The sequence below is a fragment of the Bacillus sp. AC266 genome (assembly GCF_979253805.1).
This window is the reverse complement of sequence record NZ_CEEDEC010000003.1, coordinates 382,692-407,852: the sequence shown is the minus strand read 5'-3', so window position 1 is coordinate 407,852 and position 25,161 is coordinate 382,692. Positions and strand designations below refer to the sequence as shown.

29 protein-coding genes are annotated in these 25,161 nt (G+C 36.4%); 28 read left to right on the top strand and 1 reads right to left on the bottom strand.

The annotated features are described in order from the left end of the window. Positions 1 to 90: 90 nt before the first annotated feature. The gene (locus AC0IXC_RS15285) at positions 91 to 879 is read left to right on the top strand and encodes a hypothetical protein (RefSeq protein ID WP_471653028.1); all 789 of its coding nucleotides are present in this window, start codon (positions 91 to 93) and stop codon (positions 877 to 879) included. A gap of 143 nt (positions 880 to 1,022) precedes the next feature. Here the strand turns inward: AC0IXC_RS15285 and AC0IXC_RS15280 are convergent, their stop codons facing one another. Next, a complete protein-coding gene (locus AC0IXC_RS15280) occupies positions 1,023 to 1,157 on the bottom strand; it encodes a YpzI family protein (protein ID WP_000513901.1) in 135 nt (44 codons plus the stop codon). A gap of 117 nt (positions 1,158 to 1,274) precedes the next feature. Here AC0IXC_RS15280 and AC0IXC_RS15275 point away from each other — a divergent pair, with 117 nt between their 5' ends. From AC0IXC_RS15275 to lit, 27 genes are all read left to right on the top strand, one after another. Next, positions 1,275 to 1,886 (top strand): YphA family membrane protein, encoded by a 612-nt coding sequence (locus tag AC0IXC_RS15275; RefSeq protein WP_002086626.1) that lies wholly within the window; start codon positions 1,275 to 1,277, stop codon positions 1,884 to 1,886. After that, the gene (locus AC0IXC_RS15270) at positions 1,879 to 2,772 is read left to right on the top strand and encodes a YIEGIA family protein (RefSeq protein WP_002086625.1); all 894 of its coding nucleotides are present in this window, start codon (positions 1,879 to 1,881) and stop codon (positions 2,770 to 2,772) included. The genes AC0IXC_RS15275 and AC0IXC_RS15270 overlap by 8 nt, the downstream gene beginning before the upstream one ends. Beyond that, on the top strand, positions 2,769 to 2,954 hold the full coding sequence (locus tag AC0IXC_RS15265; protein WP_002086624.1) for a capping complex subunit for YIEGIA: 186 nt from the start codon (positions 2,769 to 2,771) through the stop codon (positions 2,952 to 2,954). The genes AC0IXC_RS15270 and AC0IXC_RS15265 overlap by 4 nt, the downstream gene beginning before the upstream one ends. Before the next feature lie 124 nt (positions 2,955 to 3,078). After that, a complete protein-coding gene (der, locus tag AC0IXC_RS15260) occupies positions 3,079 to 4,389 on the top strand; it encodes a ribosome biogenesis GTPase Der (RefSeq protein WP_002011811.1) in 1,311 nt (436 codons plus the stop codon). A gap of 18 nt (positions 4,390 to 4,407) precedes the next feature. Then, a complete protein-coding gene (locus tag AC0IXC_RS15255) occupies positions 4,408 to 5,430 on the top strand; it encodes an NAD(P)H-dependent glycerol-3-phosphate dehydrogenase (RefSeq protein ID WP_002011813.1) in 1,023 nt (340 codons plus the stop codon). A gap of 116 nt (positions 5,431 to 5,546) precedes the next feature. Next, positions 5,547 to 5,798: a stage VI sporulation protein F gene (locus AC0IXC_RS15250; RefSeq protein ID WP_000369753.1), complete on the top strand. Its 252-nt coding sequence runs from the start codon at positions 5,547 to 5,549 to the stop codon at positions 5,796 to 5,798. A gap of 227 nt (positions 5,799 to 6,025) precedes the next feature. Then, positions 6,026 to 6,229 (top strand): DUF2768 domain-containing protein, encoded by a 204-nt coding sequence (locus AC0IXC_RS15245; protein ID WP_002011815.1) that lies wholly within the window; start codon positions 6,026 to 6,028, stop codon positions 6,227 to 6,229. A 65-nt stretch (positions 6,230 to 6,294) separates the two neighbouring features. Further along, a complete protein-coding gene (locus tag AC0IXC_RS15240) occupies positions 6,295 to 7,008 on the top strand; it encodes a hypothetical protein (protein WP_002126422.1) in 714 nt (237 codons plus the stop codon). Between the two features lie 242 nt (positions 7,009 to 7,250). Beyond that, complete coding sequence (spoIVA, locus tag AC0IXC_RS15235; protein ID WP_000416521.1) at positions 7,251 to 8,729, top strand: stage IV sporulation protein A; 1,479 nt, start codon at positions 7,251 to 7,253, stop codon at positions 8,727 to 8,729. Between the two features lie 298 nt (positions 8,730 to 9,027). Continuing rightward, the gene (locus AC0IXC_RS15230) at positions 9,028 to 9,300 is read left to right on the top strand and encodes an HU family DNA-binding protein (RefSeq protein ID WP_001043860.1); all 273 of its coding nucleotides are present in this window, start codon (positions 9,028 to 9,030) and stop codon (positions 9,298 to 9,300) included. 121 nt (positions 9,301 to 9,421) lie between these two features. Then, on the top strand, positions 9,422 to 9,991 hold the full coding sequence (gene folE, locus AC0IXC_RS15225) for a GTP cyclohydrolase I FolE (RefSeq protein ID WP_002011819.1): 570 nt from the start codon (positions 9,422 to 9,424) through the stop codon (positions 9,989 to 9,991). Positions 9,992 to 10,262: 271 nt separating this feature from the next. Beyond that, entirely contained in the window at positions 10,263 to 11,015 is a 753-nt protein-coding gene (locus AC0IXC_RS15220) for a heptaprenyl diphosphate synthase component 1 (RefSeq protein ID WP_133116699.1), read from the top strand. Between the two features lie 29 nt (positions 11,016 to 11,044). Beyond that, entirely contained in the window at positions 11,045 to 11,758 is a 714-nt protein-coding gene (gene menG / locus AC0IXC_RS15215) for a 2-heptaprenyl-1,4-naphthoquinone methyltransferase (RefSeq protein ID WP_063218616.1), read from the top strand. A gap of 38 nt (positions 11,759 to 11,796) precedes the next feature. After that, complete coding sequence (hepT, locus tag AC0IXC_RS15210; protein WP_471653027.1) at positions 11,797 to 12,759, top strand: heptaprenyl diphosphate synthase component II; 963 nt, start codon at positions 11,797 to 11,799, stop codon at positions 12,757 to 12,759. Between the two features lie 124 nt (positions 12,760 to 12,883). Continuing rightward, the gene (gene ndk, locus AC0IXC_RS15205) at positions 12,884 to 13,330 is read left to right on the top strand and encodes a nucleoside-diphosphate kinase (RefSeq protein ID WP_000415879.1); all 447 of its coding nucleotides are present in this window, start codon (positions 12,884 to 12,886) and stop codon (positions 13,328 to 13,330) included. 300 nt (positions 13,331 to 13,630) lie between these two features. Then, positions 13,631 to 14,803, top strand: coding sequence for a chorismate synthase (gene aroC, locus AC0IXC_RS15200; protein WP_471653026.1), 1,173 nt, complete (start codon positions 13,631 to 13,633; stop codon positions 14,801 to 14,803). Further along, on the top strand, positions 14,803 to 15,888 hold the full coding sequence (gene aroB, locus AC0IXC_RS15195; RefSeq protein WP_002011826.1) for a 3-dehydroquinate synthase: 1,086 nt from the start codon (positions 14,803 to 14,805) through the stop codon (positions 15,886 to 15,888). The genes aroC and aroB overlap by 1 nt, the downstream gene beginning before the upstream one ends. Before the next feature lie 116 nt (positions 15,889 to 16,004). Further along, entirely contained in the window at positions 16,005 to 17,117 is a 1,113-nt protein-coding gene (gene hisC / locus AC0IXC_RS15190) for a histidinol-phosphate transaminase (protein ID WP_002188988.1), read from the top strand. Between the two features lie 157 nt (positions 17,118 to 17,274). Then, positions 17,275 to 18,549 carry a 3-phosphoshikimate 1-carboxyvinyltransferase gene (aroA, locus tag AC0IXC_RS15185; protein WP_471653025.1) on the top strand — a complete coding sequence of 425 codons (1,275 nt, stop codon included), beginning with the start codon at positions 17,275 to 17,277 and terminating at the stop codon, positions 18,547 to 18,549. A 107-nt stretch (positions 18,550 to 18,656) separates the two neighbouring features. Further along, positions 18,657 to 19,919 (top strand): tetratricopeptide repeat protein, encoded by a 1,263-nt coding sequence (locus AC0IXC_RS15180; RefSeq protein ID WP_002086616.1) that lies wholly within the window; start codon positions 18,657 to 18,659, stop codon positions 19,917 to 19,919. Between the two features lie 73 nt (positions 19,920 to 19,992). Further along, entirely contained in the window at positions 19,993 to 20,529 is a 537-nt protein-coding gene (locus tag AC0IXC_RS15175) for a ReoY family proteolytic degradation factor (protein ID WP_002086615.1), read from the top strand. Positions 20,530 to 20,682: 153 nt separating this feature from the next. Then, the gene (locus AC0IXC_RS15170) at positions 20,683 to 21,138 is read left to right on the top strand and encodes a YpiF family protein (protein WP_002030770.1); all 456 of its coding nucleotides are present in this window, start codon (positions 20,683 to 20,685) and stop codon (positions 21,136 to 21,138) included. Between the two features lie 144 nt (positions 21,139 to 21,282). Further along, complete coding sequence (qcrA, locus tag AC0IXC_RS15165; RefSeq protein WP_002030772.1) at positions 21,283 to 21,795, top strand: menaquinol-cytochrome c reductase iron-sulfur subunit; 513 nt, start codon at positions 21,283 to 21,285, stop codon at positions 21,793 to 21,795. Further along, positions 21,796 to 22,470 (top strand): menaquinol-cytochrome c reductase cytochrome b subunit, encoded by a 675-nt coding sequence (gene qcrB, locus AC0IXC_RS15160; RefSeq protein ID WP_000932700.1) that lies wholly within the window; start codon positions 21,796 to 21,798, stop codon positions 22,468 to 22,470. Positions 22,471 to 22,513: 43 nt separating this feature from the next. Then, positions 22,514 to 23,281 carry a menaquinol-cytochrome c reductase cytochrome b/c subunit gene (qcrC, locus tag AC0IXC_RS15155; RefSeq protein ID WP_002011836.1) on the top strand — a complete coding sequence of 256 codons (768 nt, stop codon included), beginning with the start codon at positions 22,514 to 22,516 and terminating at the stop codon, positions 23,279 to 23,281. A 512-nt stretch (positions 23,282 to 23,793) separates the two neighbouring features. Then, a complete protein-coding gene (lhaT, locus tag AC0IXC_RS15150) occupies positions 23,794 to 24,384 on the top strand; it encodes a lipoprotein heptaprenylglyceryl N-acetyltransferase LhaT (protein ID WP_002086612.1) in 591 nt (196 codons plus the stop codon). Between the two features lie 25 nt (positions 24,385 to 24,409). Further along, positions 24,410 to 25,096 carry a lipoprotein intramolecular transacylase Lit gene (gene lit / locus AC0IXC_RS15145; RefSeq protein WP_002030775.1) on the top strand — a complete coding sequence of 229 codons (687 nt, stop codon included), beginning with the start codon at positions 24,410 to 24,412 and terminating at the stop codon, positions 25,094 to 25,096. Positions 25,097 to 25,161 lie beyond the last annotated feature (65 nt).

Sequence of the window (25,161 nt, the reverse complement as noted above, 5' to 3'; positions counted from 1 at the left end):
AGAAGTTATCGTTCTATATAATTCTATAAATGGAAAAAAGAGAGAATTTACATTATAATAAAAGTATATATAAATATCGTGCGGAAAAACATGGTAAAAGTAAGAAAGTATTCTTCTCTATATAGCTGGTTAGCGATAAAACAAGATAAGAGATTGCTATTTAAGAGTCAAAAGAAACAAGGGAAAATTTACGATAATTTAGGGGGTGAGGATGTTAATAAAAAAGGAGATAATGTATCTTCGAATAGTAAAAATACAATAGGACGCATTACATATAATAGTGAAGATGTTAACATCCATGCACGAAATATAAGAGAAGATACAGCGGTTTCTGGATATAATAAAAAGGTTGAAATTTCATTAACTTCAAATGTAAGAGAAGGAGATTCTAGTTCAACAACAGCACAATCAGCAATTAAAACGGCGAATATTGCAATCGCAGTCGGGAATAAATTGTATAGGAATCCAACGGTGAATGCAGGAAGTGGAATAGAAGCACTAATTTTGCCAAGGGAATTAGGAGAAGACAAAAATCCATCGGAAGATTCGTATGCAATTTATTATTTTAATATACCAAATGAAGTGAGTTTAAGTAATGCTGAAGTAGTATTACTTTCTGATCAAGGAAATACCATTGTGAGTAGGGAAATTAAAGGAGAAAAAGAAGATATTGTAGGTGCGAAAAAAGAGGTTGAGCGAAAGTTAAATGAGATAGGAGAGACAGATTATGTACGTGTAGAGGTAAAGAGTAAAAATCCTTCTCTACATACGTATTATGTTATTACATATTCTAAAAAACCAACAGGTGTAGTTACGATTGATGCCTCGTTGAGTGATAGGGTTTATAATGCGAAAACAAAAGAATTATATTACGAGTAGAAATAAATAAAATAATTGTGTAAAAAGACGGTTTCGTACAATATCGAAACCGTCTTTTTGTATTGCCTATTTGAGGGCAACTTGATTGGTGTGAGCTAATAATCAGTGGGGATGGATACCCCCCCACTGAGGTTTCACTTTATTTAATGCTGATTCTGCTTTCGAGCTTGCTCCGGTGTATCAAGACTTGTTGCACCGGGATATTGAAGTGATTGGTCGCGATCAGATTCAACGCGGCGTGATTCTCTTAGCTTTCGTTCTTGGCGATCTTTACCCATTGTGAGTTACACCTCCTTATTAAAAGTTTTGCTGTTATGAGAAAAACTATGCACAAAGAAAAGGAGGATTAACTTTCATAAAAAGTTCCCATAATGGAAATCATAGGAGGTGAAATGATGGATGGGAGTACTTTTTATTTTGTTGCTTGGATAGGGTGGATTGTCGTGACCTTTTTTATGAAAAAGGAATCTATTCGTTGGAAGATAAGTGCTTGTATATTAATTTTTATTATTTGTTCTCCGTTAAATGTGACGATTGCTTCTTTCACGATATCGGTAAATGCCCTTTTGCTTTGTATTATTTCTTTTGTAGGTATCGCGTTATATTCTATTTGGAAAAAATTATATACCTTACTTTCGGCACTTATTATTGCAATGTTATATACAAGCTTTCATTTGTTAGAAGTATATGATCCAATTTGGATTGTGGTTGATAGGTTGTTGCTGTTAAGTGGTGCACTTGTGTATGCATCGGTTTTATTGCACGGGGATCGCATATTACGATTATGCTCCTTATATATAGGGATGTTACAAGGAGAATTATTGGTGACGCTGATTTTTCGTAAATTACATTTTCCTTATGAATACGGCAGTTTAGCTTTTTTAGATGTTGCTGCTGTTTCCACTTTATTTATGGCGATTTTACTTTGGATTACAAAGGCATCGGTATATATGGAACAATTTAAGAGGAAAACACGTAAAAGAAAGGCGAGGGTAATACATGACTGAATATACACCAGCTATTTTATGTGGCGTAATTGCAGGTACAATAACTAGGTTGTTAATGCTTCGTACCGATACGAGGCAATATCCGACGAGGCTTCACGGGAAAATTATTCATATCGCGATGGGATTAATTGCGGCTGCCTTAGGAGCAATTGCGATTCCGTCTGTTTTGAAAAAAGATTTCTCTGCAATTACATTTCTTACGTTAGCAGCGACGCAATTTCGTGATGTGCGCAATATGGAAAGAAATACGCTTCAACAATTAGATGGATATGAGCTCGTACCACGTGGTAATACATACATTGAAGGAATTGCATTAGTATTTGAAAGTCGTAACTACTTGGCGATGTTAACGTCGTTTGTAACAACGTTTGCGTATATAGGATTCGATTCATGGATTGCCGGGGTAATTACTGGTATAGTAAGTTTTTTCATTGCGAAAAAATTAATGTCAGGTAAAAGACTTCATGACCTTGTAGAAATAGAGCACGTTCCACTTCGTTTTGAAGGAGCGGGACTTTATATTGATAATATTTACATTATGAATATTGGATTGCCAGCAAGGCAAGAAGAAATTATGAAATATGGAATGGGATTTATTTTAAAACCGAAATCGATAGATGCGATGGTTACAATCTCAAACTTAGGACAACGGCAAGCTATTTTACATGATGTTTCGGTTGCTTTAGGAATATATAGAGATTCTGGAACGCCGGCACTTGTACCGTTAGCGAAGCGTGATTTAGAGGATGGGAGAGTTGGGATTTTTGTTCTGCCGCAAGATCAAGATGCAGAAAAAGCGATAGGGGTAATCGGAAATGTACCAACATTAGAGAGTGCTGTTCATATGTCATCAGAAGCTCCGAAAGGAAGGGGAGATAAGAGATGATGTTAGAAAGTGTTATTCTCGCAGTCATTACAACAACGCCAGAGAAATTTGCAGGTGGTGCCCCTTTATTTATTTGCGAGTCGACAGAGGAACTGGAATTTGTTGCAAATAATTTAGAGGCTATTTTAGATGGTATTGCACATCGCTTACAAGATAATGTATATATTATTGTGAAACATTAGTAACGTGTGGTATAATGTGAGGTGTTTTGATACGTTGAGAAATATTCTGGAATGCAAATCCCTTCTTGCACAAAGAAGGGTTTTTTACATAATAAACAGAAGCAAGTTGAAAGGATGAAAGTATATGCCGAAACCAGTAATAGCGATAGTAGGCCGCCCGAACGTAGGGAAATCTACTATTTTCAATAGAATTGTTGGAGAAAGAGTTTCAATCGTAGAAGATATACCAGGTATAACGCGAGACCGTATTTATAGTGCGGGAGAATGGTTAAATCATGAGTTTAACATTATTGATACAGGTGGAATTGATATTGGAGACGAGCCGTTCTTGACACAAATTCGTCAACAGGCGGAAGTAGCGATTGATGAAGCAGATGTTATCATTTTTATGACGAATGGTCGCGATGGTGTAACTGCAGCAGATGAAGAAGTTGCTAAAATTTTATACCGTTCTAAAAAACCAATTGTACTTGCGGTAAATAAGGTTGATAATCCAGACATGCGTAGTGATATTTATGATTTTTATGCATTAGGATTTGGCGAGCCATTCCCGATTTCAGGTACACACGGTTTAGGACTTGGTGATTTGTTAGATGAAGCTGCAAATCATTTTCCAAAGATTGAAGAAGAAGCGTATGACGATGAAACAATCCGTTTCTCTTTAATTGGACGTCCAAACGTAGGGAAATCATCACTTGTAAATGCACTTCTTGGTCAAGAACGTGTAATTGTAAGTAATATAGCGGGAACGACACGTGATGCTGTTGATACACCATATAGTAAAGATGATCAAGATTATGTAATCATCGATACAGCTGGTATGCGTAAAAAAGGGAAAGTATACGAAAGTACAGAAAAGTATAGTGTACTTCGTGCACTTAGAGCGATTGAACGTTCTGACGTTGTTTTAGTCGTTTTAGACGGAGAAGAAGGAATTATTGAGCAAGATAAAAAAATCGCTGGATATGCTCATGATTCAGGACGAGCTGTTATTATCGTTGTAAACAAATGGGATGCAGTGAAAAAAGATGAAAAAACAATGAAAGCATTTGAAGAAAACATCCGTGCTCATTTCCAATTTTTAGAGTATGCACCGATTGTATTCTTATCTGCGAAAACGAAAAAGCGTACACAAACGTTATTACCGGTTATCAATGAGGTAAATGAAAGCCATAGCATCCGTGTACAAACGAATGTATTAAATGATGTAATTATGGATGCGGTAGCGATGAATCCAACGCCGACACATAATGGTAGCCGTCTGAAAATCTTCTATGCGACACAGGTTGCGGTAAAACCACCAACATTTGTTATATTTGTAAACGATACAGAATTAATGCACTTTTCATATGAGCGCTTCTTAAAGAACCGTTTACGTGAAGCGTTCGGTTTTGTAGGAACGCCGATTCACATTATCGCTAGAGCAAGAGACTAATGGAGAGGATGTGATTTTATGACAAAAATCACAGTAATAGGAGCAGGTAGCTGGGGAACAGCGTTAGCGATGGTATTAGCTGACAATGGGCATGATGTACGTATTTGGGGAAACCGTCCTGAACTCATGAATGAAATTAATACGAAGCGTGAGAACAGTAGATATCTTCCAGGGATTACATTGCCAAGCACAATCGTAGCCTATTCTTCTTTAGAAGAAGCATTAGTAGATGTAAATACAGTACTGCTAGTAGTACCGACGAAAGCGTACCGAGACGTATTGCAAGAGATGAAAGAAATTGTTACAGAGCCAATTACTTGGATTCATGCAAGTAAAGGAATCGAACCAGGTACGTCAAAACGTATTTCGGAAGTGATTGAGGAAGAAATTCCGGAGAGCTTGATTAAGGATGTTGTTGTACTATCTGGGCCGAGTCACGCTGAAGAAGTTGGATTGCGTCAAGCGACAACTGTTACGTCTGCAGCAAAGCGTATGGAAGCGGCTGAGGGAGTACAAGATTTGTTTATGAATAGCTATTTCCGTGTATATACAAACCCAGATATCGTTGGAGTTGAACTTGGTGGTGCTTTAAAAAATATTATTGCACTAGCTGCGGGGATATCTGACGGGCTTGGATTAGGTGATAATGCGAAAGCGGCATTAATGACACGTGGTTTAACAGAGATTGCTCGTTTAGGAAGAAAAATGGGCGGAAATCCGTTAACGTTTGCTGGTCTAACTGGTATGGGAGACTTAATTGTAACTTGTACAAGTGTGCATAGCCGAAATTGGCGCGCTGGAAATATGCTTGGAAAAGGGCACTCTTTAGAAGAAGTGCTAGAAAGTATGGGTATGGTTGTAGAAGGTGTAAGAACAACGAAAGCTGCTCATGAATTGGCAGAGAAAATGGAAGTTGAAATGCCGATTACAGCTGCTTTATATGACGTGCTGTTCAATGGGAATAATGTGAAAGATGCAGTAGGCTCATTGATGGGACGTGTTCGAAAACATGAAGTTGAAGCGATACCTGATTTGTTATAAAGAAAGCGGTAGAAGTACATTTCGTACTTCTACCGTTTTTTATTTTTTATGGGTCTTTTCACCAATTTTTCATCTCTGCATAGGATGAAGAGTAACTTGAGGAGAGGGTGAAAAGAATGGATAACAACATTTTTAATAACATTGAAAAAGAAGCGAAAGTGAACAAAGAAGATATTTTTAAATTAGCGTCGTCTGTTCAAAATGCGAACTTACGTGATGAGACAGTGCTTCGCCAATTGATTCATCAAGTTGCTCTAATGGCAGGACGCGAAGTGCCGAAAGAGCAAGAGGATCAAATTGTAAAAGCGATTATTAACAATAATATGCCGGCGGATTTTGGTTCGTTAAGTAAAATGTTTAAAAAATAAATTATGAGAAACAAAGAGTTTAGAGAATGCATATGATAGTTATGAAAGAATGGGAATAGAGCTGTTAAGGGCATATTTGGTCAACCGAAGCGCATCATTTCGTGCTTCGGTTTTATTATTTTAAATAAAAATCATCAATTCACGGAAAAATGATGATTTTTATTTGTTTAAAGATTTTAATTTGTTAAAATAGTATAAAAATAGATTGAAAGTAAAGGGGTGTATATATGTCGGAAGGGCTTATGAAAATGTGGTTTGCTTTAGGGGCAATTGGATTTATGTTTCTTGCAGTAAGTTTTATTTTATTGAGTAGGCATAAAATGAAGAATAAATTTTTGAAAGGGATTACAGCTTTAGTAGCGTACACCCTCATGATTGTATCGGGAATTGTTATTTTCCTTGTTGTATTTAGTGGCCCTATTGAGCAATAAAGGATGTGTAGTCGGTAAATGTTACAAAAGCAACAGTCCATACTAGCATGAAAAGGTGATTGTCAGTGAAAAAAATCCATATTATTTTAATATTTTGTTGTATGAGCATTTTAACAGGGTGTATGTATCCAAGAGAAAATATGAAACAAAGTGCTATTCCTTATGAAGACCAGTTGCAAGTTGTACAAAAAGCCATTAATACATATAAGGAGCAAACGGATGGTTTATTACCAATTAAGACGCGTGATATGAGTACGCCGATTTATCAGAAGTATCCAATTGATTTTCAAAAAATTGCTCCAAGGTACATACAAGAGGCACCAGGGAATGCGTATGAAAGTGGTGGAGTATATCAATATGTATTAATAGATGTTGAAAAAAATCCGACAGTAAAGTTAATTGATGTGAGAATGGCGGAACAAATTCAAGAAGTGGCATTGAAGCTAAGAATGTATCGTGATGAACATCAATATCCACCTTTTAAAAAAGTGATCACAGATGGTGTTTATGAATTAGACTTCAAAAAACTAGGATATAAAGATGTACCACAAGTGACAAGTCCGTACTCAGGAAAAGGTCTCCCTCTTGTAATTAATGAAAAAGGAGAATTGTTTGTTGATTATAGAATCGACTTATATGAAGCGTTGAAAAAAAATGAAGGACAATTTAAAGAAGGTGAAGATATCCGGAGTATACTATCGAAGGATTCCCCGTTTGTTCCTGCATATTCTTTGCCGTACACAGTAAAAAATGGAGAACCAATTTTTTTAAAATCATAAGTCATGAACCTTTCTTTTAGTGAATAAGTTCTAGAAGAAAGGTTTTTTATGTTATACAACTTGCGATGCAAACAAAAGGTATTTTTAAATAGTCATATGAAATTGGACAAAATTATATGATATATTGTCCGAACTTCTAGAATACCATTATATTATATCAGATATTATAGGCAACATTAGAGAAGGTATTAGTTGACTATAAACGTGGAATTATTCCCAAAAATATTGAGGGAGGGAATCACTTGGAAAAGGTAGATATTTTTAAAGATATTGCGGAACGCACAGGCGGTGATATTTATTTTGGAGTTGTAGGAGCTGTTCGAACAGGGAAATCAACATTTATTAAAAAATTTATGGAACTTGTTGTTATTCCCAATATTGAAAATGAGTCAGACCGTCAAAGAGCGCAGGATGAACTGCCTCAAAGTGCTGCTGGTCGTACAATAATGACGACGGAACCGAAGTTTGTTCCAAACCAAGCGGTTTCTATCGAAGTAGATGAAGGTCTTGAAGTGAATATTCGATTAGTAGATTGTGTTGGATATACGGTTCCAGGAGCAAAAGGCTATGAAGATGAGAATGGTCCGCGCATGATTAATACTCCTTGGTATGAAGAGCCTATTCCATTCCATGAAGCTGCAGAAATCGGAACACGTAAAGTAATTCAAGAGCATTCAACAATTGGTGTCGTTATTACAACAGATGGAACAATTGGTGAAATTCCAAGAAGAGATTATATAGAGGCAGAAGAACGCGTTGTAAATGAGTTAAAAGAAGTAGGAAAGCCTTTCATTATGATTATCAATACTGTACAGCCATACCATCCAGATACGGAGCAGTTACGTCAAAGTTTATCAGAAGAATATGATATCCCAGTAATTGCGATGAGTGTAGAGAGTTTAAGAGAAACAGATGTGTATAACGTACTGCGAGAAGCATTATTCGAGTTCCCGGTTTTAGAAGTGAATGTAAACCTTCCGAGCTGGGTAATGGTACTAAATGAAGGGCATTGGTTACGCCAAAGTTATCAGGAAGCGGTTCAAGAGACTGTAAAGGATATAAAACGTCTTCGTGATGTGGACCGTGTCGTTTGGCAGTTTAGTCAATATGAATTTATTGATCGAGCGAGTCTAGCTGGCATCGATATGGGGCAAGGTGTGGCAGAGATTGATTTATATGCGCCAGATGAATTGTATGATCAAATTTTAAAAGAAGTAGTAGGAGTAGAGATTCGAGGGAAAGATCATTTATTAAAGCTTATGCTCGATTTATCTCATGCGAAAACAGAATATGACCAAGTGGCGGATGCCTTGCGGATGGTAAAACAAACCGGATATGGAGTAGCAGCGCCTGCATTAGCTGATATGAGCTTAGATGAACCGGAAATTATTCGTCACGGCTCAAGGTTCGGTGTTAAATTAAAAGCGGTTGCGCCGTCTATTCATATGATTAAAGTGGATGTAGAATCAACATTTGAACCAATTATCGGTACTGAAAAACAAAGTGAAGAACTAGTTCGTTACTTGATGCAAGATTTTGAAGATGACCCGCTATCAATTTGGAATTCTGATATATTTGGGCGCTCTCTTAGCTCTATTGTTAGAGAAGGAATTCAAGCGAAGTTATCTCTAATGCCAGAAAACGCTCGTTATAAATTAAAAGAAACGCTAGAAAGAATTATTAATGAAGGATCTGGCGGATTAATTGCGATTATATTATAAGAAAAAAATCCCTCTAATTGCAGAGGGATTTTTTTCTTTTTGAGTACGTAATAGAAAAATAAACAGTCATTATCTAATATTTTGTTGTAAATTGTCAAGTTTCATCAGAATTTCACATTTTTAGAGTAACAATTTCCTTAAAAATATTGAATTATAAAGGAGAATCGTATAATATAGGCGTTGATAATGATTTATCTACATCTTTGTAGTATAGAATTTGTAAAAATTGCCTACAAATGAAAGTAAGACTCATTTTATGATCATTATACAGTCTTATCTTTGGGAGGAGGTGAATGGCATGAACAAGACAGATTTAATCAATGCTGTTGCAGAAGCAAGTTCCCTTTCTAAAAAGGACGCAACAAAAGCAGTGGACGCTGTTTTTGATTCTATCTTAGAAGCTTTAAAACAAGGTGATAAAGTACAACTAATCGGATTCGGTAACTTCGAAGTTCGTGAGCGTGCGGCTCGTAAAGGTCGTAACCCACAAACAGGTGAGGAGATTGAAATCGCTGCAAGTAAAGTACCTGCATTCAAACCTGGTAAAGCGTTAAAAGATGCGGTTAAATAATCCTTACATATTAACAGGGAAGAAGAGTTTCCTTTTTGGAAACTCTTCTTTTTGCTTTTAAAAACATAAATATGCTAGAATGTGTTCGTATCACTTTTAGGTTTTTCGGGAGGGCTAGCGGATGGCAAAAGTTAATTTAGAACAAATTGAACATGCAGTACGTCTTATTTTAGAGGCAATCGGAGATGACCCAAATCGCGAGGGAGTACTTGATACACCGAAACGTGTTGCGAAAATGTACGCAGAAGTATTCTCAGGAATGCATGAGGATCCGAAAGAGCATTTACACAAAGTATTCGGAGAAGACCACGAAGAGCTTGTGCTAGTAAAAGATATACCATTCTATTCGATGTGTGAGCATCATCTTGTTCCGTTTTATGGAGTTGCTCACGTTGCATATATTCCGCAAGGTGGAAAAGTAACGGGACTAAGTAAATTAGCTCGTACTGTAGACACAATTGCGCGTCGTCCGCAACTACAAGAACGTATTACATCAACAGTAGCTAACTCTATTATGGAAGTACTAGAGCCGCATGGTGTAATGGTAGTAGTAGAAGCAGAGCATATGTGTATGACGATGCGTGGTGTGAAAAAGCCTGGTGCGAAAACAGTAACGACTGCAGTGCGCGGCGTGTTAGAAAATGATGCAGCAGCACGTAGTGAAATTTTATCGTTTATTAAGACGAATTAAAGAAGAGCGGGAAACTGCTTTTCTTTTTTTTTTATACAAAAAAATGATATAGTTTTAATGTTAAAGAGCAAGAATATAAAGGTTGAAAATTACTTCTGCCTTTTGTGTAAATGAATGTTTGTAGTTGTTAGAGACGAAGATAACTTGTATGAATAAAAGTTGAGGCTTTATTCGGTAGCAGTTTGGCAGAAGTAGCCAAGTTTTGATTATAGAAAATAGAATGTATGTGTTATAATAAATTTTATGAATTAGAAAACAAGGGTGATTTTTTGTGTGTGACATCTACGGAGGGTATGCGGGTATTAAAGAGAAATTGATGGAGAAATTACGCCATCCTTATTTTATAAACTATATTGAAGAACCATTTATTGATGAAGAAAAAATAGCGCTGTTATACGGTGCATTAAAAAGTGCAAATATACATAAAGAACAAATTGATCATTATGTCGTAACGATTATGCTTGTACAAATTGCTCTTGATACACATGAAAAAGTATCAAATAAAGCAAACGAAGAGACGAGTGGATTCCATAAGCGTCGTCAATTGACAGTTCTTGCAGGGGATTATTATAGTGGTCTATACTATTACTTATTGTCAATGAATTGTGATATTATCTTAATTCGTGCACTTGCTGAAGGAATTAAGGAGATTAATGAACATAAAATTATGCTATATCAAAAAGCACATGTGACGATTCAAGACATAATGGAAAGTGTAGTAATAATTGAATCTGCGCTTTTGCAAAAAACATGTGATCATTTTCAGTTATCTAATTGGAAACCATATATAACTTATGTGTTAGGAAAAAATCGTCTTCAAAAAGAGTGTCAATTGTATGCTGATAAACAAAATTCACCTGTTTTTCAAGCAGTCCAAAAAATCTCATTGGATGATGATAAAAATTTGGAAACAGTTATTAATGAATGGCTTATGGAAATGAGAAAGCAGGAAGAAAAATTTTTAGAGAATCATACAGAAGTTAATGAGATAATTTCTATGTTAAGAGATAAATCAAGGACATAAGCAACTTTACATTGGAAGAAGGTACGAGCATGCAACAATCAAAAGAAGAAAGAGTACATGACGTATTTGAGAAAATTTCTGATAAATACGATGTGATGAATTCTGTAATTAGTTTTCAAAGGCATAAGGCATGGCGCAAAGAAACGATGCGAATTATGGATGTGAAACCCGGGAGTAAGGCACTTGATGTATGCTGCGGGACGGCAGATTGGACAATTGCACTAGCGGGAGCTGTAGGTGAAGATGGGAAGGTTTACGGTTTAGACTTTAGCGAAAATATGCTAGCTGTCGGTAAACAAAAGGTAGAAGCTTTAGAATTAAAGCAAGTAGAACTTATACATGGAAATGCAATGGAACTTCCTTATGAAGATAATACGTTTGATTATGTAACAATTGGTTTTGGGTTACGTAACGTTCCGGATTACATGCAAGTATTAAAAGAAATGACGCGTGTAGTAAAGCCTGGTGGAAAAGTAATTTGCCTGGAAACATCTCAACCAACGATGATAGGTTTTCGTCAAGGGTATGTCTTATACTTTAAATATATCATGCCGTTATTTGGAAAGATGTTTGCGAAAAGTTATAAAGAATATTCATGGCTTCAGGAATCTGCTAGTACATTCCCAGGGATGAAAGAGTTAGCACGTATGTTTGAAGAAGCTGGGCTTAAGAATGTGCAAGTGAAACCATTTACTTTTGGTGTAGCAGCTATGCATTTAGGTATTAAACCAGAATCAAAATAGAAAATAGAAAAAAGACGTTTTAGGTTAAGGTGAACAATATGAAGTTACAACTTATGTACTCTTTTTTACGATCGGATATTAATGTTATAGAAAAAGAATTGAAGAAGACAGTTGCTTCTGAGCAGCCGTTAGTAGAAGAAGCGGCATTACAGCTTATTGAAGCAGGCGGGAAGCGGATTCGCCCTGTTTTTGTTTTGCTTGCAGGGAAATTTGGGGATTATAAGTTAGATGCAATTAAGCATGTTGCGGTTGCATTAGAACTAATTCATATGGCTTCGCTTGTTCACGATGATGTCATTGATGCTGCGTTTTTACGACGCGGTAGCGCAACAGTGAATGCGAAATGGGGAGATCGTATTGCAATGTATACAGGAGACTACTTGTTTGCGAAGTCTCTTGAATGTATAACAAATATAGAAATTCCAGATGCACATCAAGCGTTGTCTCATACAATTTTAGAAGTTTGTAAAGGTGAAATCGAACAAATTAAAGATAAGTATAACTATGATCAAAATTTACGAACGTATTTAAGAAGGATAAAACGAAAAACAGCATTGTTAATCGCCGCAAGTTGTCAGTTGGGAGCGATTGCTGCTGGTGCTAATCGTGATACTGTAAATCGTCTATTTTGGTACGGATATTTTGTTGGTATGTCTTATCAAATTATTGATGATATTTTAGATTTCGTATCGACAGAAGAGAAGCTTGGAAAGCCTGCTGGTGGTGATTTATTACAAGGTAACATTACATTACCTGTTTTGTATGCCATGGAAGATCCAATTCTTCGTCAAAAAATTACATCTGTGCATGAAAATACAACAGCAAGTGAAATGAAAGAAATTATTGATGATATTAAAGCGAGCGAAGCTATTGATAAAGCATTTTCGTTTAGTGAACGTTATTTACATAAAGCATTAGAAATAATAAAACCACTCCCTCGTGGACAGGCGAAGTATGCGTTGCAAAATGTCGCAAAGTATATTGGAAAACGAAAATTTTAGTGTTTTGTCTAAAAAATAAAATAATCTCTCTATTTCAAAACTATTGCGCAATTGTGATAAGGGTGTTAATATGTGTGTGGGGATATACAATTACATACATAATTCAGAAGTGGAGAGATTTTTTATGGAAAAAACATTTCTAATGGTAAAACCAGACGGTGTACAACGTGCCTTCATTGGGGAAATTGTAGCTCGTTTTGAGAAAAAGGGCTTTCAATTAGTTGGTGCAAAATTAATGCAAGTTACTCCGGAAATTGCTGAACAACACTACGGTGAGCATAAAGAAAGACCTTTCTTTGGTGAATTAGTAGACTTTATTACATCTGGTCCTGTATTCGCAATGGTATGGCAAGGTGAAGGTGTAGTAGATACAGCACGCAATATGATGGGTAAAACACGACCACATGAAGCTGCTCCTGGAACAATTCGTGGAGATTTCGGTGTAACTGTTGCGAAAAACATTATCCACGGTTCGGATTCTTTAGAAAGTGCAGAACGCGAGATTGCTATTTTCTTTAAGGAAGAAGAATTAGTAGACTACTCAAAATTAATGAATCAATGGATTTACTAATTATTTTGAAATAATTTGTAAACGCTTTAATAACTGTGATAATAGTAAAAAGTGTGAGAAGAATAGGGGTATTCTTCTTGCACTTTTTTTATTTCGATCAGTTACGAAGTTAGGGCTGTTATGATATATTGGTATGTAAAGTAAAAGGTTTACTATTATGAAAATAATCGAACAATTACAAGTAGGGAAAGCAAACATTCGATTTACTATATAATTTCTTTGTATTTTAAAGAGTGATGGAAGATAATATAGCTGCTTTATGTAGCGGGATAAATACATATGCGAAAAGAGGAATAACGTATGCGATATATTACAGCTGGTGAATCCCACGGTCCGCAACTTACGACAATTTTAGAAGGTGTTCCGGCAGGGGTATCTTTAGTAGCGAATGATATAAATGAAGAATTAGCTAGAAGACAAAAAGGATATGGACGCGGTAGACGCATGCAAATTGAGAAAGACCAAGTGCAAATTGTAAGTGGTGTTAGGCATGGGAAGACGATGGGGTCACCGATTGCACTTGTTGTTGAAAATCGTGATTTTACACATTGGACAAAGGTTATGGGTGCAGAGCCGTTAACTGAGCAGGAAGAGAAAGAAATGAAAAGGCAAGTTACGAAACCTAGACCTGGACACGCAGATTTAAATGGTGCGATTAAATATGGTCATAGAGATATGAGGAATGTATTAGAGCGTTCTTCAGCACGTGAAACGACAGTTCGTGTTGCAGCTGGTGCAGTTGCAAAAAAAATATTAGCGGAATTAGGTATACAAGTAGCGGGACATGTTATCGAGATTGGTGGTGTACAGGCAGCAAATATTAAATATAACTCTATTGTGGAATTACAAAGTACTACAGAAGCATCTCCTGTACGTTGTTTAGATGAAGCGGCCGGTAAAAAGATGATGCAAGCAATTGATGATGCGAAGGCAAATGGTGATTCTATCGGTGGTATTGTTGAAGTAGTTGTAGAAGGAATGCCAATTGGAGTAGGTAGCTATGTACATTATGATAGAAAATTAGATGCAAAATTAGCAGCGGCAATTATGAGTATTAACGCTTTTAAAGGTGTTGAAATTGGAATTGGTTTTGAAGCAGCACATAGACCAGGAAGTGAAGTGCATGATGAAATCCTTTGGGATGAAGTGCAAGGGTACAGAAGACAAACGAACAATGCAGGTGGATTAGAAGGTGGCATGACAACTGGTATGCCGGTTGTTGTGCGCGGTGTTATGAAACCGATACCGACATTATATAAACCGCTTCAAAGTGTTGATATTGATACGAAAGAACCTTTTACAGCGAGTATTGAACGTTCAGATAGTTGTGCAGTGCCAGCAGCTAGCGTTGTGGCTGAAGCTGTTGTGGCTTGGGAGATCGCAACAGCTTTAATTGAACAATTTGGATTAGATCGTATCGATCTTATACGTGAAAATATTGAGAAACATAATGAATATGCGAGGGGATTTTAATGGAGAACATACATATTCAAACGAAATCAAAAGAATATGATGTACATGTTGGAAGGGAGGCGTTGTCACACTTAACAACGCTTATTCAAAAAATGAATCCTGCAGTATCTAACATAATGATCATTTCTGATGAAGCTGTTGCATCACTGCATTTACAGACAGTTGTTGATGCATTGCAAGTAGAGCAAAAAGTATTTTCGTTTGTTGTACCGAGTGGCGAAAAAGAGAAGTCTTTTGAAAATTTCTATGAGGCTCACACTTCGGCTCTTGAAAATAAATTAGATAGAAATTCTTTAATCATCGCACTTGGAGGCGGGATGATTGGAGATTTGGCTGGATTTGTTGCCGCGTCGTTTATGCGTGGTATTCGCTTTGTCCAAGTGCCAACGACTTTATTAGCTCACGATAGCGCAGTAGGCGGGAAAGTAGCAATTAACCATCCACTAGGAAAAAATATGATTGGAGCATTTCATCAGCCAGAAGCTGTTGTATATCATACGCCATTTTTACATTCACTTCCTGAAAAAGAGTGGCGATCAGGTTATGCAGAAGTGATAAAGCATGCTCTTATTGGTGATGTAGAGCTATATCATTGGTTAAAAGAAGAAGTGCAAACGTTAACGGATCTTCGTGATGAAAAGTTAATTCATATATTAACGAAGGCGATTCCTGTGAAAGCGAATATTGTGTCGCAAGATGAAACAGAAAAAGGTGTACGTGCCCATTTGAATTTTGGGCATACGTTAGGACATGCTCTTGAAAAAGAGTTAGGATATGGGAATATTACTCACGGTGATGGAGTAGCGGTTGGCATGCTATTTGCTATGTTTTTAAGTGAGCAAGTGTACAAAGTTGATCTTTCTTATGAAGAAATGAAGCAGTGGTTCTTGAAATACGGTTATCCAAAAATGCCAAGTGACTTGAATGTAGAACGTCTCGTTCAGTTGATGAAACAAGATAAAAAAGCAAATGCTGGAACAATTCATATGGTGCTTATGCAGGAATATGGGGGAGTGAATGTCGTATCTATTTCAGATGAGACTGTTCATATTGCGTTAGAAGCATTTCAAAAGGATATGGTGTAAAAAGTCATAGAACAGGTATGAAATGCATATTTAAAGGTATTCTCGTAATGGTGACGGTTATGATTAAAGATGACAGTAAGACATTATAAATCATATCAATGACTGGGGGAAGAAAAGTGAGAGTAAAAGAGCAATTGTTAACTTTGAGAGCATATGTACCTGGGAAAAATATTGAGGAAGTAAAAAGAGAATACGGATTATCAAAAATTGTAAAACTAGCATCGAATGAAAATCCGTTTGGCTGCTCTGCGCGTGTGACAGAAGCATTAACTTCGTTAGCTAATCAATATGCACTCTATCCGGACGGGGCGGCATTTGAGCTTCGTGAGAAAGTAGCAGAGCATTTAGGTGTAAAAGCGGAACAACTTTTATTTGGTAGTGGGCTAGATGAAGTCATTCAAATGATTAGTCGTGCTTTGCTACATAATGGAACAAATGTTGTAATGGCGAACCCTACGTTCTCGCAATACCATCACCATGCTGTTATTGAAGGAGCAGAAGTTCGTGAAGTACCACTTAAAGATGGCATTCACGATTTAGATGCAATGTTACAACAAGTAGATGAGAAAACGAAGATTGTATGGGTTTGTAATCCGAATAATCCGACAGGTACATATGTAGAAAAACAAAAATTACTTTCATTTTTAGAATCAGTTCCAAAGTCAGCGCTCGTTATTATGGACGAAGCATATTATGAATATGCTGGGGCAGAAGATTATCCGCAAACATTACCTCTTCTTGAAAAGTACGAAAATCTTATGGTGCTACGCACATTCTCAAAAGCATATGGATTAGCTGCTTTTCGTATTGGATATGCGATTGGTGATGCAAAGCTTATTGGGCAGCTAGAGGTAGCAAGACTACCATTTAACACATCAACTATCGCCCAAGCGGTAGCATTAGCGGCAATAGAGGATCAACAGTTTTTACAAGAGTGTGTGAAGAAAAATGCCGGAGGATTAAATCAATATTATGCATTTTGTAAGGAATATAACGTATTCTACTATCCATCTCAAACGAATTTCATTTTCTTGAAACTTGGTATACCTGGTAATGAAGCTTTCGAACGATTAATGAAAAAAGGATATATCGTTCGTTCTGGTGCAGCATTTGGTATGCATGATGGTATTCGTATTACTGTTGGATTAAAAGAAGAAAATGATGAGATTATTGAATTACTTACGGAACTTGTAAAAGAACAAGTGAAGAAAGAAGAAACGTATTCTTAAGAAATGGTGGAGGCTCCTGTTACAGGAGCCTTTTTCATTTGAACTGCAATAAGGGGAGTTGTTTGCACGTTCAAGAAAGAAAACGTTACAATAGAAGTAGACGTATAAGAAGAACTATTGTACATATAACTTATTTAAAATGTGAGGAGGATACAGTTTGAAACTAGTAGGACGAAAAAATAGTTTGAATGGGAAAATTGTTGTTCCAGGAGATAAATCTATTTCGCATCGCTCTGTTATGTTTGGAGCGATAGCGGAAGGGACGACGAAAGTATCAAATTTTTTATTAGGAGAAGATTGTTTAAGTACAATTGCATGTTTTCAAAAACTAGGTGTCCAGATTGAACAGTTTGGTAACGATGTCACGATTTACGGTAAAGGATTACATAATTTACAAGAACCGAAAGAAGTATTAGATGTGGGGAATTCAGGGACGACTATTCGTCTTATGCTTGGGATTTTAGCAAATACGCCGTTCCATAGTACGATAATTGGTGATGCATCAATTGGAAAACGTCCTATGAAACGTGTTACAGACCCGCTTAGTAAGATGAATGCTCAAATTGATGGTAGAGAAAACGGACAATATACACCTTTATCTATTCGCGGTGGTAAGGTAAAAGGTATGCATTACCATTCACCAGTAGCAAGCGCACAAGTGAAGTCAGCAGTTTTACTTGCGGGTTTGCAAGGGGAAGGGATTACTACGGTAACAGAGCCTATGCAATCTCGTGATCATACGGAAAGAATGTTGCGTGCATTCGGTTGTACCGTAGATGTTAATGGACGGACTGTTTCATTACAAGGTGGACAACAACTTAAAGGTGCAGACATAGAAGTTCCAGGAGATATTTCTTCGGCGGCATTTTTCTTAGTAGCTGGTGTAATTGTCCCAAATAGTAAGCTTGTATTGGAAAACGTTGGTTTAAATCCGACGAGAACAGGGGTTTTAGATGTATTAACAAAGATGGGTGCACTTATTTCTATCGATCATATTAGAAATGAAGAGTTTGAACCGTGCGGGGATATTACGATTGAAACATCTAAACTAAAAGGAATAGAAATTGGTGGAACTCTTATTCCAAGATTAATTGATGAAATTCCTGTAATTGCTTTATTGGCAACGCAGGCAGAAGGAATTACTGTTATTAAAAACGCTGAGGAGTTAAAAGTAAAAGAAACAAATCGTATCGATACGGTTGTAGATGAATTAGGCAAATTAGGTGCGAAGATTGAAGCTACACCAGATGGTATGATTATATATGGTAAACAAAGTTTAAAAGGAAATACTGTTAATAGTCACGGCGATCATCGTATTGGGATGATGCTTGCAATCGCATCGTGTATTATAGATGGAGAAGTGAAAATAGAGAATAGTGATGCGGTCGCTGTATCGTATCCGGAATTTTTCGAACAATTAGCTGCGCTATGAGAGAAAGTATAGGAAGAGGTAGCTCACTCAAAAGGTTGCGTTCTTACACCTAGTTGCTTATGATAAATGAACAGAAGAGAATATTTTTTGAATTAAAGGAGACGTTTATGCAAAAGTTTGAACAGGCTGTTTCTTATATTGAAAACGGTGAAGCAGAAAAAGGATTACAATTATTAAAAGAACAACTACGAGTTGCTAATGATGAAGAGAAGTATGATATCGCTCGTTACTATCATACACTTGGGTTTATGGATGAGGCGTTAGCAATTACTGAAGACTTACGCTTGCTATATCCGGAAGAAAGTGAATTTACGGTATTTTTAGCAGAATTATATATTGATTTAGATAAAGAAGATGAAGCGATTGAAGTGCTTCATGATATTCCAGAAAACGATGATTTATATGTTCAATCGTTATTACTTGTAGCGGATTTATTCCAAATGCAAGGTTTTGATGATGTAGCAGAACAAAAACTATTAAAGGCGAAAGAAATGATGCCAGACGAACCTGTTATTACGTTTGGGTTAGCAGAATTATATAGTAGTAAAGGTGAAGAGCAAAAGGCGATCACTTATTATGAATCGTTACTAGCAGAACATAAAGTTATGGGTGGTGTTGTCATTGCGCTTCGTCTAGCAGAAACTTTAAGTGCTATTGGAAACTGGGAAGAGGCAATCTCTTACTATGAAGCGGGGTTAGAAGAGCAAAAAGATATTCACTCATTATTTGGATATGCCTTCACATTATACCAAGGAGAAGAATATCAAAGAGCAATTGGTGCTTGGCAAGAATTAAAAGAATTAGATCCTGAATACGCATCGTTATACATGTATTTAGCGAAAAGCTATGAAAAAGAAGGCATGCTTCAAGAAAGCTATGAAACACTTCAAGAAGGAATTAAAGTAGATGAGCTGTCTGTTCCTTTCTATGTAGAATTAGCGAATATTGCGGCGAAATTAGGTAAAATAGCGGAGGCAGAAGAAGTGCTTCAAAAAGCGCTGGAGCTAGATCCGGGACATTTAGGTGCGATATTAAAATATGCGTATATTTTAAAAGAACAAGAGAAATACGAAGAGCTAATTGCAGTTGTAGAGCGTGCAATTGACAGTGGAGAACCAGATACACAACTACTTTGGGATCTTGCATTTGCAAAAAAACAATTAGAAATGTATTCGGATGCATTAAAACACTATGAAAGTGCATATACTTCTTTTAAGAATCATCCAGATTTCTTGGAAGAGTACGGTTATTTCTTATTAGAAGAAGGAATGCGAAAAGAGGCGAAAGAAGTATTTACGCAGTTAATACAACTAGACCCGACACAAATTCATATTGAAGAATTGTTATATAATTTAGAGGATTTTTCATAAGTTGGAAGGAAACTGAATGCCGCTTCTTGAATCTAAAAAGAAAAGAGAAAGACAGAGGAGGGACTTAATCGCTATGAATACCCCTGTTTCTGTAAACGAGAAGAAGGATTTTGTAAAATGGTTTTTGAATAATTACCAACTGAAACAGCGTGAATGTGTATGGATTTTGAATTATTTAATGAGTCACGATCAATTAATGCATAAAGTCCACTTCGTAGAACATGCAAAATATTGTCCGCGTGGCTTAGTAATGTCAGCAAATTGTGTGAAAGACACACCGTTTCACTTTTTCAAACAAAATGTAATGACAACAGATGCAGAAAAATCGTTTCATGATATTCGTTTGAATCGAGATGAGGATATTTATATTCAGCTTAATTTTAAATCATCGTTCCAAAATGCAAACTATGTAGCTGTATTAGAAGAAAACCCATATTTGCCAAAGCATATTGAAGTGAATGAAAAAGATCGATTGCTTGCAGAACGATTTTTAGAAGAAAGTGTATTCTCATTTAGAAGAGAACGTCTTTTGAAACAAATTGATGAAGCTTTGGATAAGCAAGATAAGGAAGCATTTCATAGGTTAACAGCAGAGTTGAAAATTTTATAGAATTCATTTTGATTATGTAATCTTTACGAAATTCAGACTTTTTAAGAAAAACTACTTAATAATAGGTAGTTTTTCTTTTTTTACCTCTTTTAGTATGGTTTAATATATATAAAGTGAAAGTTCTGTTATTTCGAATGGAGGAGGGGAGAAAAGGTGAAATGGATTGTAAAAGATGTAGAACAGTTTGAGCAAGCGAGGGAGTATGTAGATACAGGGATTATACCCCTTTTGTCTATTTCGGCAGCAAAAGAGATGAAAATGGTTGTAGAGCAAGGTGAATTTATTGAGGCTTTGAGTATGGAGTTGGAAAGGGAGTATAAAGGAAGAGTGCTTTTACTGCCCGCATTTACGTATTTGGTAGAGAGCCAAAAGAATGAAAAAGACCGTTTGCAAGAATGGACAGATCATTTAAAAAGGCAAGGTTTTAAGCATATTGCCTATGTGACAAGTGACTTTTCATGGAAAGAAGATATGAGAGATGTGCAGGGTGATTTATTTTGGTTTCCATCGTTATCATTAGAGCAATTTAGTGACCAAGCGAAAAGGGAAGTTATTCGTGCACACATAAAAAATATTATGGAAATGTTGGAAGAAAGATGGATAAAATAATAATAAACAGAAAGTTCTTATTATTATGAGTAGTATGATATTGACCTATGCAAGAGGGTATTATATCATGATAGTGTCCTAGTTTTTATTTTTTATATAATTTTTTCACGAGGGGACAATTTCTGATAGAGGGGGGAAATTTTCGTGAGCGAGAAAGAACATCGTGTGTCAAGAAGACAGTTTTTAAATTACACACTTACAGGGGTAGGAGGCTTTATGGCGGCGGGTATTTTAATGCCGATGACGAGGTTTGCGCTTGATCCGGTGTTAAGAAAAGAAGTGGGAACAGATATGGTTGCTGTTGGACAAGTAAAGGATATTACAACAGAGCCGAAGCGCTTCGATTTTAAGGTGAAGCAGGTTGACGGATGGTACAAGTCTGAAGAGCCAAAATCTGCTTGGGTGCATAAAGATGAAAGCGGAGACATTGTTGCATTTTCTCCAGTGTGTAAACATTTAGGTTGCACAGTGAACTGGAATTCGGACAAAGCACATCCTAATCAATTCTTTTGCCCATGTCACGGGGGACGTTACACAAAAGATGGGATGAACATTAAAGGCACACCGCCTCTTGCTCCGCTTGATGTATACGAGTCTAAAGTGAAAGATGGAACGCTGTATTTAGGAAAAGCGAAGCCAAGAGGGGGTGCAAAGTAGATGTTAAATAAAATTTATGATTGGGTGGACGAACGTTTAGATATTACACCGATATGGCGTGATATCGCTGATCATGAAGTACCTGAGCATGTTAACCCGGCACATCACTTTTCTGCATTCGTCTATTGCTTTGGAGGACTTACCTTTTTCGTTACAGTAATTCAAATTTTGTCCGGAATGTTTTTGACGATGTATTATGTGCCGGATATTAAAAATGCTTGGGAGTCGGTTTATTATTTACAAAATGAAGTAGCTTACGGGCAAATTGTTCGTGGTATGCATCACTGGGGTGCTAGTCTCGTAATTGTAATGATGTTTTTACATACACTCAGAGTTTTCTTCCAAGGTGCGTATAAAAAGCCTCGTGAGTTAAACTGGATTGTTGGTGTTCTTATTTTCTTTGTTATGTTAGGTCTTGGTTTTACCGGATATTTATTACCGTGGGATATGAAAGCGTTATTTGCTACGAAAGTAGGGATTCAAATTGCAGAGCAAACGCCGCTCATTGGTCCTTATATTAAAACATTACTCGCTGGTCATTCCGAAATCGTTGGCGCTCAAACATTAACTCGCTTCTTTGCTATTCACGTCTTCTTCTTACCAGCAGCACTTCTAGGTTTAATGGCCTTCCACTTCATCATGATTCGCAAACAAGGTATTTCCGGTCCGCTATAAGAGATTGCTAAATTAAAGGGGAAAGAACAAAAGGAGGGAGATTATGCATCGCGGCAAAGGGATGAAGTTTGTAGGAGATTCTCGGGTACCAGTAGCCCGGAAACCAAATATTCCAAAAGATTATTCTGAATATCCAGGGAAAACAGAAGCGTTTTGGCCGAATTTCTTGTTAAAAGAATGGATGGTTGGTGCAGTTTTTTTAGTCGGTTATTTATGTTTAACAGTGGCGCATCCGTCACCGCTTGAGAGAATGGCGGATCCTACAGATGCAGGATATATACCACTTCCAGATTGGTATTTCTTATTCTTGTATCAGTTATTAAAGTATTCGTATGCTTCAGGCTCATTTACTGTAATTGGTGCGTTTATTATGCCGGGGATTGCGTTTGGAGCGTTACTATTAGCTCCGTTTCTAGATCGAGGCCCAGAAAGAGCACCATTGAAGCGTCCTGTAGCAACGGGGTTTATGCTTTTAGCAATTGCATCGATTATTTTTTTAACTTGGGAATCTGTAGCACACCACGATTGGGAAGCTGCAAAAAAACAAGGAGCAATTGTAAAAACAGCACCAGTTGATAAAAATGATGACGGCTACAAGTTGATGCAAAAAAATACTTGTTTAACATGTCATGGTGACAATTTACAGGGCGGAGCGGCAGCACCGGCTTTACAAAACTTAACTTTAAAACCAGAAGAAATCGCTAAAATTGCGAAAGATGGAAAAGGCTCAATGCCTAAAGGTGTATTTAAAGGTACAGATGAGGAACTGAAAAAGCTTTCGGAATTCGTTGCAAAGTATAATAAAAAATAATAGAAAAGCTGACTACAAAATCTGTAGTCAGCTTTTTATTTTGCGTGCCCAGCTAAGCTGGGCACTGTTTGATGGTGAAAGGTTTAAATAGAATTCTACAAGGATTCAAAAATTATTATAGCCTATCTTCAATTGGACAGAAGTGGCTCGGTAAAATAGATTGGTACGTCTTAGAACGGCTTAACCTTTTTTGGAATAAGAAAAGAAATGTTCGAAAGAAACATGGTCGTATCAAGGACTTGATGAAGAAAATAACATACACACTCGTGAAAGTAGGAAGCTAGAACAAACTGAAAGCTAAAGAAGGAAGAGCATCAGAAAGCCGTATGAGGGAAAACCTCACGTACGGTTTGATGAGGGGAAGCTGAAACAGAAAAGGGATAGCAAAGCCATCCCTAAAGAAAATTTAATCTGTTTCAGTTTTCTACTCTACGATGACGGAAAGTTTGCTATATAATAGAGTAGAGTTCGATGAAAGAATTACTTTGTTTGAAAGGTGTTGGACATACAGATTGGCTTACTTGTATGCAATGTTAAGGCAACGTTCGGTACTATTATTTTTATTGGTTGTTAACATATTAGGTACAATTTACGGATTCATATGGTATGGAAATCAATTAAAAGAAACCTCACCTATATTTTGGCCGTTTGTACCAGATAGCCCTATGGCGACTCTCTTTTTTGTCTTTGTTTTAATTGCTTTCTTGATGAAGAAGAACTGGGGGTTAATAGAAGCGCTAGCGATAGTTACTTTAATAAAATATGGTGTTTGGGCTGTTGTTGTAAATGCAATTATGATTTATGTAAAAGGCCCTATTGGCCTTATGGGATATATGTTAATGTTATCTCATTTTGCGATGGCAGTGCAGGGAATGTTATATGCTCCGTTTTATCGGATAAAAAAATGGCACTTCACTGTAGCTGGCATATGGACATTACATAATGATGCAATTGATTATTTATTTTGGCAAATGCCGAGATATGGGATTATGCATTTATTTGTAGAGAAAATTGGTTATTTTACGTTTTGGTTAAGTATTGCTGTACTGTGTATTACATATTATTATTGCTTACGTGAGAACCGAAAACAGTTTTCTTTATGATGGTGAGAACATTTAGGGGGAGAAAATGAAGAAAAATAAGAGCGGTATAAACATATTGGATCGATTGATCACTTTAGTAGTTTCCTATAGCATAGCATTTTCTGTTTTCGCTCTCGCGACAACGGTAGTTATATATGGAAAATGGTTGTATTATTTTGAAATTGATTTTTTAAATATTCCAGATTTAGCGGATATGACGAAAGATGAAATTAAGAGAAACTATGATGTGCTTATTACATATTTATCGCCGTTTTATGAAGGTGCATTACAATTGCCGACATTAGATATGTCCACAAATGGACGCATTCATTTTGTAGATGTTAAAAATATTGTAGTCAAGATTCAATATATAATGTATGGAACGATTGTAATTGCTGTATTAGGAGGAGCGTATTTATTAAAAAAGAAAAAGGAAAAGTTTTTACTTCACGGAGCGATTCTTACAATTATTTTTCCAATAGCTCTTACGTTACCAATTGCTATTAATTTTGAAAAGAGTTTCGTATTATTTCATAAGCTTTTATTTAGCAATGATTATTGGATGTTTGATATTGAAACAGATCCGGTTATTTTAATGTTACCGGAAGAATTCTTTATGCATGCTGCATGTATTATTTTATTATTGATTTTAGGTGGTAGCATGCTTTGTTACGGTGTGTATAAATATTTAGTGAAAAAGAAAAGGGTTTCAAAGAAAAAATTCTCTGTTTAAAGAGAATTTTTTTGTTTTCATAGAGATAATATATTTTTTGGTTTTGTTCTGTTCTATTCTTGTCC